This window comes from Kiritimatiellales bacterium (genome assembly GCA_041656295.1).
Lineage (GTDB): Bacteria > Verrucomicrobiota > Kiritimatiellia > Kiritimatiellales > Tichowtungiaceae > Tichowtungia.
Map to the genome: position 1 here is coordinate 1 of JBBADV010000038.1, position 7604 is coordinate 7604.

General features: G+C 52.8%; 8 protein-coding genes. 4 read left to right on the forward strand and 4 right to left on the reverse strand.

The genetic code is table 11. The features are described 5' to 3' along the window. The first annotated feature begins 212 nt into the window (after nucleotides 1-212). The 3 genes from rplU to obgE all read left to right on the forward strand — a co-directional run bounded on the left by rplU (nucleotide 213) and on the right by obgE (nucleotide 1889). Nucleotides 213-530 (forward strand): 50S ribosomal protein L21, encoded by a 318-nt coding sequence (rplU, locus tag WC959_12715; GenBank protein ID MFA5689977.1) that lies wholly within the window; start codon nucleotides 213-215, stop codon nucleotides 528-530. Between the two features lie 15 nt (nucleotides 531-545). Next, nucleotides 546-800: a 50S ribosomal protein L27 gene (gene rpmA / locus WC959_12720; protein ID MFA5689978.1), complete on the forward strand. Its 255-nt coding sequence runs from the start codon at nucleotides 546-548 to the stop codon at nucleotides 798-800. An 87-nt stretch (nucleotides 801-887) separates the two neighbouring features. Beyond that, nucleotides 888-1889, forward strand: coding sequence for a GTPase ObgE (gene obgE, locus WC959_12725; protein ID MFA5689979.1), 1002 nt, complete (start codon nucleotides 888-890; stop codon nucleotides 1887-1889). 243 nt (nucleotides 1890-2132) lie between these two features. On the opposite strand, the gene WC959_12730 is transcribed toward obgE, so the two are convergent. From WC959_12730 to WC959_12740, 3 genes are all read right to left on the reverse strand, one after another. Next, a complete protein-coding gene (locus tag WC959_12730) occupies nucleotides 2133-2711 on the reverse strand; it encodes a rubrerythrin family protein (protein ID MFA5689980.1) in 579 nt (192 codons plus the stop codon). Between the two features lie 251 nt (nucleotides 2712-2962). After that, nucleotides 2963-4042 (reverse strand): glycine cleavage system aminomethyltransferase GcvT, encoded by a 1080-nt coding sequence (gcvT, locus tag WC959_12735; GenBank protein ID MFA5689981.1) that lies wholly within the window; start codon nucleotides 4040-4042, stop codon nucleotides 2963-2965. Further along, entirely contained in the window at nucleotides 4039-4698 is a 660-nt protein-coding gene (locus WC959_12740; protein MFA5689982.1) for an HAD family phosphatase, read from the reverse strand. The genes gcvT and WC959_12740 overlap by 4 nt, the downstream gene beginning before the upstream one ends. A 178-nt stretch (nucleotides 4699-4876) precedes the next feature. Between WC959_12740 and WC959_12745 the strand changes: the two genes are divergently transcribed. Then, nucleotides 4877-6103 carry a VanZ family protein gene (locus WC959_12745; GenBank protein ID MFA5689983.1) on the forward strand — a complete coding sequence of 409 codons (1227 nt, stop codon included), beginning with the start codon at nucleotides 4877-4879 and terminating at the stop codon, nucleotides 6101-6103. Between the two features lie 381 nt (nucleotides 6104-6484). On the opposite strand, the gene WC959_12750 is transcribed toward WC959_12745, so the two are convergent. Then, nucleotides 6485-7312 carry a prepilin peptidase gene (locus tag WC959_12750; GenBank protein MFA5689984.1) on the reverse strand — a complete coding sequence of 276 codons (828 nt, stop codon included), beginning with the start codon at nucleotides 7310-7312 and terminating at the stop codon, nucleotides 6485-6487. Between the last annotated feature and the right edge of the window lie 292 nt (nucleotides 7313-7604).

The window sequence follows — 7604 nt, forward strand, 5'->3', positions numbered from 1 at the left end:
TCCAGACTCATCGTTTCCATCCCTCCAGCAACAGGGTGTCATCCTTATGAGTCAACGAAACAATCCGCCCCCCTCTGCGGCCCGTGCTTCGGTGTCTTTTTTTATGAGTCAATTCGCAGTCAATTCGAGGACTCGTTTTATGGTTAAAAACGGTTGACAGCAGGGGGCTTCTCGCCTAATTTTTCACCTCTTTGGCTAATGAAGGATTTGTTATGGAAGCGTATGCAGTAATTGAAACCGGCGGGAAACAGTACCGCGTTGAGAAAGACACCGTGCTGAGTGTCGAGCTTCTCGATGCTGAGGCCGGTAAAACCGTTGAATTTGATCAGGTTCTGGCTGTCTCTAACGGCACGGAACTCACTATCGGAACGCCGGTGGTTGCCGGTGCAAAAGTCACCGCCAGCATAATTGAAAACTACCGCGACAATAAAATTGTCGTCTTCAAAAAGAAACGCCGCAAAGGGTTCCGCAAGAAAATCGGACACCGGCAGGAGCTCACCAAGCTGAAAATTGAATCCATCAGCGCATAATTTCAGGAGAGAACAATGGCACATAAAAAAGGACAAGGTTCTTCAAATAACGGTCGAGACAGTAATGCGCAGCGGCGCGGTGTAAAACGCTTCGGCGGACAGGAAGTCACCGCAGGCAGCATCCTCGTTCGGCAGGTCGGCAGCAAATTTGTCGCCGGTGCGAACGTCGGACAAGGCCGCGACTTCACTCTTTTCGCCCTGAAAAGCGGAACAGTTGAATTTGATAAAGCCGGCCGCCGCGTCAACGTACGTGAGCTTCAAACGGCATAATATTTCGAGCGGAGTAAAAACGGGAACCGGCGGGCTTTATACAAAGTCCGCTGTTTTCGTTTCAGCCCTGAACACCGAACTGAATGCATGAAAGCCACCGTATTTAGAGATCGTGTAAAAATTTTCGTCCGCGCCGGTAACGGCGGCGACGGCATCTGCTCGTTCCGCCGCGAAAAATTTGTACCGAAAGGCGGACCGGACGGCGGCGACGGCGGTCATGGCGGGAATGTGATTCTGCGCGGCAATATGGACGAAGATTCGCTCAACACACTTCATCATCATCCGCATCAGCGCGCCGCACACGGCGGACATGGGAAAGGTTCCAATCGCACCGGGAAAACCGGCGCTGATAAAATCCTGAATGTTCCTTGCGGCACCGTAGTGCTCGATCCCGATACCGAAGAATTTATCGGCGAAATTCTCGTGCATGGCGAAGAGATGATGATCGCCAAAGGCGGGCGCGGCGGTCTTGGCAACACCCATTTTAAATCGTCTGTTACACAGGCACCGACACGCTGCACACCCGGCACCGCCGGCGAAGAGCGCGCATACCGGCTCGAACTTAAACTCATGACCGATGTCGGGCTGGTCGGCTATCCGAACGCCGGCAAATCCACCCTGCTCACCGCCCTCACCGATGCCCGTCCGAAAATCGCCGCCTATCCGTTCACGACACTCAATCCGATCATCGGCACGCTGATTTTCGAAAACTTTAACCGTATCCGCATCGCCGACATCCCGGGGCTCATCGACGGCGCCAGCGAGGGCGTCGGACTCGGACACTATTTTCTGCGCCACATCGAGCGCTCAAAATTTCTGCTTTTCGTTATTGATATGGCGGCGGCTGACGGACGCGACCCGGTTGATGATTACAATAATCTGCGCGCTGAACTTATTGCATATAATCCCGATCTCGCGGCGCGCCCGTTTCATGTGCTCGCCAACAAAATGGATGAACCGGCGGCGGCAGAGAATTTTAAAATTTTTAAACAGTGCACCGGCACTGCCGTGTTTCCCATTTCTGCCGGACTCAACAAAGGGCTCGATGAGATCAAAGAACTTCTTTACCGGCATTTCTTCAGCAAATAACTGCAGCCGGTATCCGGGCCGTTCAGACCATAAAAAGCGTGCAGCATAAAATATCCGAACCTATAACAGGTGAGCTCATTCCGGACTGTTTCCGCACCGCGGAAACAATTAAAATACATTGAGTAAGAGTCTTTGACCGGACGATAAGCAGAGAACGCAAAAAGTAATTGCGCCTGATCGCAAATTAAAACCGGCGGCGCATGCGCACCGCCGGTTAATAATCAATATCCACCCGAGCGGACTCTACCAGTTTTCAGCCAGCAGCTCAAAGTGTGCCTGCGGATGATCACATGCAGCGCACTTGAGCGGTGCTTTCATTCCTTTATGCAAATAGCCGCAGTTACGGCAGCGCCACACAACCTCTTCTGCGCGCTCAAACACTTTGCCGTCGGCAATGTTTGCGGCGAGCTGACGGTACCGTTTATCATGTTCCTTTTCGGCAACGATGATTGCACAGAATACGGAAGCGATTAAGGTGAAGCCCTCTTCCTTTGCAACCTTTGCAAATGCCGGATACATCTCGCTCCATTCATGCTCTTCGCCGGCGGCGGCATGCAGGAGATTTTCGCGTGTTGAGGTGCTGACCGGACCCGCCGGGAATGCGGCAGTAATTTCGATATCCGGACCGCCCTCCATCAGCTTAAACAGGCGTTTAGCATGTTCTTTTTCCTGATTGGCAGTTTCTTCAAAAATATCAGCGATCTGAACATAGCCCTCTTTTTTCGCGATGCTGGCAAAATAGTTATAACGGTTACGCGCCTGCGATTCGCCGGCGAATGCGATCATCAGATTTTTTTCAGTCTGACTTCCTCTAAGCTCCATAATTTCCTCCATGTTGTTGTTACTAACTGATGCTCATTATAACAGGTGCACCGTCGATTCAAAGCCCGTTCATAGATATAAAACAAATTTATACCGGGACAAAATAAGAATAATTGACAGCAGGCATATCCTGTCAATCATCAACCGATCCAGACAGGTTTTGTGCAAATCCGACCTGTCTTTTATGCCGGCGGTCATGATGAATGTTTCGAAGTCCGTCAACACAGCCGTTCATGTCGAACATGTATGTGTTAACCGCGCGCGGTGCCTTTCTTATAAAACGGCAGATCGGTGACAGTCGCCGGGAATCTGCTGCCGCGAATTTCAACATCAAGCGTGGTCCCGATTGCGGCGGCATCCGTTTTCACGAACGCGAGCGCAATGGCTTTACTGAGACTCGGCGAAACGGAGCCGCTGGTAACTATGCCGGTTTTTTCTCCGTTAAAAAAAACACTGTCACCGGCGCGTGCGGCACGGCGGGTTTCGAATGTGAGTGCAACAAGAAATTCCGGCGGATTTCCGAGCTCGCGCTTTACCGCGTCTTCACCGATATACCCGCCGGTTTTACGCAAAAACGCACCGCGCGTTACCGCCACCGGTGTGCGGTCGGCAGAAAGTTCATGTCCGTAAAGCGAATAACCCATCTCAAGGCGCAGCGTGTCGCGTGCGCCGAGTCCGACCGGCCGCACAAGTTCACAGTCGAGCAGCGCGCGCCAGACGTGCACTGCACGATCCGCCGGGAAATAGAGTTCATAACCGAATTCGCCGGTGTAACCGGTGCGGCTGATAAGCATTTCCGTATCGAAAACGCGGTGCGTTTCGATGCGGAAATAGCCGGGATCCGGCGCGGCGCGGCCGCTCGCTTTTTCAAATGCTTCGCGCGCGCGCGGCCCCTGCAGATCCAGTTTGGCCATATCAGCGGACAGGTCGGTAAATTTTGTTTCCGGCGACAGATGGCTGCGAATCCATTCTGCATCGGCAGCGCACGTTCCGGCATTCACAACGAGCATATAGCGTTCCTGATCGAGGCGGTAGCAGGTTAAGTCGTCAATCACGCCGCCCCGTCCGTTCAGCATAAATCCATAGCGGCATTGTCCGGCTTCGAGCGACAGCACGTTCATCGTCAGCAGTTTTTCAAGATCAGCTGCTGCTGTAACTCCGGAGAGTTCAAATTCACCCATGTGGCAGATATCAAACAATCCGGCGCTTGTGCGCGTATGTTCGTGTTCGGCGAGAATACCTTCATACTGAATCGGCATATCCCAGCCGCCGAATTCAGCCATGCGTGCGCGCAGGTTTATATGTTCCTCGTGGAGCGGGGTTTTTTTCACAATGCGCTCAACTCCTTCCAGGTAAATTGCGGCACACCGGCAACTGCGCGCCCGCTCCCGTTTTTAATCATAATGACAGCACAGCCGGCACCGCGTGCAGCGGTGATTCCGGCGCAGCTGTCTTCAAACACCAACACATTTTCCGGCGACTGCCGCAACCGTTTAAGTGCCAGCCGATACATTTCCGGATCAGGTTTGCGGTGCTGTACATCCTCGGCGGTGCAAATAACGTTAAACACACCGGCGAGTCCGGTTTTGCTCAGCGCATTGTCGACAAATTCCCGCGGCGAATTACTCGCCAGCGCCAGTGGGATTTTTCCGTGCCACGCCGTTATAAAATTTCCGGCGCCGGACAGCAGTTCTGCTTTAAAATTCCGTTTTACATGTTCGCGCTTCAGTGCCAGCACATCCGCCGGATTTAAATTCAGTTTGTGCCGTGCGGAAAGCACCGGCGCGAACCGGCTTGTGTGCGATTCAAAAAATTCGCGGAGCTCCGCATCCGTAATCCGGTAGCCGCTGAGTTTTTCTACCGCCCAGGCAAAGCCGGCAGCGTGATATTTTTCGGAATCGATCAGCGTTCCGTCGAGATCAAAAATGAATGCGCAATACTGTGTAACATCCGGTTTCATCAATGTGATGAATTTCGTGTATTCCACCGCCTCTGGAAAGAACCTTTTGCGAGTTTCTTTTAAACCCGCCGGCAATATCCCGGTGCGGCACATACATGTATGCTCAACATATTTTAATTTTCAGAACACCCGCGCCGGCAAAATTTTTCTCCGGCAGCACATATTCCGCTTTCTCTAAAAAGAATCTTTTGAGAGATTTGTTCCCATGTTTGCGGCCGTTGAAATACGAAAGAAAAACGCCGGCATTTTTGCACTGGCGGCGCTCGCAGGAATTTTGATTCTGTTCGCTTTCTATTCGCCCTGGAAATCCGCCGGCGGGGATTTAATCAGCGACGGAAGTTTTGAAACGGCGGAATCAACAGAACAGTGGACCGGCTGGAGCGAACGTGCAGAACGGCTTGCCGGCGCCGGCTACAAAAATTCCACAGGGATTAAACTGACCGCCTCACCGGGGAAACGCGGAGACCTTTACATCACCGTCACCAATCTCGCCGGATGTGATGCCTTCATTGCAATCGCACGTGCCAGAACTGAAGGCGAAATGATCATTGATGATTCCGGCTGGCGCCTGCCGCGTGGAATTTTTTTCTACCGTACCGCCGCCGGACGCGGGATCTGGAGCGAAAACCATACGTTTTTCCGCCTGGATAAACCGGTGCGGTGGAAAAAATACTCTGAAGTATTCCCCGTCGTGCGAGACACGGTCGATGCGCGGCTCCACTTACAAAACCTCGCGCCAGGCGGTGTGCTGTATGTTGACGATGTTTCACTGATTCCTGCTCACCGCCGCACATCCGCAACTCCGGTATTCACCGGCGCACTGCTGCTGTGGGCGGCCGCATTCATCTATGCACTGCGCGCATGTGCACCGTGGAAAAAACGCGGCGGAATGCTGATGACCGCAATTGCATTGCTGATTGTCCTCGGCTCGGCTGTTCCGGGACGCGTGCTCGACAGAGGAATCCACGTTGTTGCATCATTTGTTCAGCATCCTGCAGAAGTTGTCACGCCGGCAAAAATGCCATCCAAAGACGCGCACGGAGATCGTGCTTCTCCGGCAGCATCAGCCGTGTTAAAACCCCCGCCGCCGGAAAAAACTCCACTGAAGTCCCAAACACTGTACGGCAACCGCATCGTCGGTACGGTTCACCTTCATGGACACTTTATCCTGTTCACCCTGCTGGCGGCAGTGAGTGCATTTTCCTGGCGCACATTACTGCCGGTCGCAGGCGGACTGCTCATTTTCTCCGCCGCCGTTGAAACCCTGCAACTGATGATTCCTGATCGCGGCGCTTCACTGAGCGATTTCTGGATTAACATCGCCGGCTGTTCTGCTGGACTGATTCTCTACACCGGCGCCCTGCTCACTTATTTATTCATCCGCAGTATCTTTCGCGCTGTAAATTTTTCACGCGCAAAAATCGCAAAATAATTATGGGCCGAATGATTGATAAACCACAGAGCGCACTGAGAACTTTTTAACTCTCAACTGTAAACCCTGAACACGGAACGCGGCGAGGGCGCCGCGTCTACTATTCTGCCTCAATGCCTGATGCTTTCTGCAAAACTTCCGTGTATCCGGTGTATTTGCCGTTTTCACTGCCCGCCTTTGGCGAGCCGTTGCCGCTCCCTCCGGTCGCTGCTTTCTTTCAGAAAGCCACTCTTCGAATCCAGCCTGTTCGCGCATGCACAGTAGTGGGGCAGACATTCTTGTCTGCCCTGCGCAGGCAGGAATGCCTGCGCCACATTTGCCGCTCCGTCGTGGACAGGCAAGCAACTGTGTTTTCGTAGCTATAATTTTTCTGAACACGCTCTAAAACCCCGTTTGGGAAACATAAAAATCCCACAGGCGGAACCCGCCGAGGATCCAGGAGAGTGCAGCGAGCGCGATGTACGGTCCGTAAGGAATCCGGCTTTGCAGCTCTTTTTTTCCGCCGGCAATTAAAATCAACCCGATGACAGATCCGGTGAGCGCCGAAAAAAATGTGATATAAAGCACCGCCTGCCAGCCGAGCAGTGCACCCAGTGCACCCATCAGCTTTACATCGCCGAATCCCAGCGCTTCGCGCCGCGCGACGGCACCGCCGATGATTCGCACGGCAAAAAAAAGTCCGAAGCCGGCGGTTAACCCAAGCAGAGAAATTGTTAATCCGGCGAGCCGGGTTGCGGCGCCGTGCAGTGCCGGAAACATTGTGCTGATCATTGGAAACAGGATCATTCCGCCAATCGTTACGCGGTCGGGCAGAATCAGGCAGTTGATATCGATGAATGTTCCGAGCAGCAGTCCGAATACTGCGAGCCAATAGGTCGGTGTAAACCATGAAAATCCGTAGAGATAAAAAACAGCAAGAAATAAAATGCCGGTGAGCAGTTCGATCGCCGGATAGGTCACCGGAATTTTTTGTTTACAGTCGCGGCATTTTGCACGCAGCAGCAGCCAGCTGAGCAGCGGAATGTTATCGAACCAGCGAATGCGCACGCCGCAGGCCGGACACGCCGACGCCGGCAGAATGATGGATTTGCTGTGCGGAATCCGGCTGATGCACACGTTTAGAAAACTGCCGATGCAAAGCCCAAAAACCAACACCGCCGCACACCAGAAAAAAGCATCCGCGCCGAGAAGCTGAAAAACGGAATTCATACCGACACATCTATCATATTTTAGTTCGGTCGAAAGTCCGAAAGTCAAAGGTCGAAAGTCGGAAAGTAGAAACGGGTGCTATGAGAATCGCCAGCGCTCTTTGCGTGCGGAATTTTCCACGCAGAGCCGCAAAGAACGAAACACTGGAACGGATCAAACTTAAAGCGATCCGGATCAGAAGTCCAGATGTTGCAGATATATTCGTATGGCGCGAATTGACTCATAAAAAAAGACACCGAAGCACGGGCCGCAGAGGGGGGCGGATTGTTTCGTTGACTCATAAGGATGACAC

Excerpts from the sequence above, each read along its gene's own strand:
- WC959_12750 (MFA5689984.1), bottom strand. The coding sequence starts at position 7,312 with ATGAATTCCGTTTTTCAGCTTCTCGGCGCGGATGCTTTTTTCTGGTGT.
- rpmA (MFA5689978.1), top strand. The coding sequence starts at position 546 with ATGGCACATAAAAAAGGACAAGGTTCTTCAAATAACGGTCGAGACAGT.
- WC959_12745 (MFA5689983.1), top strand. The coding sequence starts at position 4,877 with ATGTTTGCGGCCGTTGAAATACGAAAGAAAAACGCCGGCATTTTTGCA.
- rplU (MFA5689977.1), top strand. The coding sequence starts at position 213 with ATGGAAGCGTATGCAGTAATTGAAACCGGCGGGAAACAGTACCGCGTT.
- obgE (MFA5689979.1), top strand. The coding sequence starts at position 888 with ATGAAAGCCACCGTATTTAGAGATCGTGTAAAAATTTTCGTCCGCGCC.
- WC959_12730 (MFA5689980.1), bottom strand. The coding sequence starts at position 2,711 with ATGGAGCTTAGAGGAAGTCAGACTGAAAAAAATCTGATGATCGCATTC.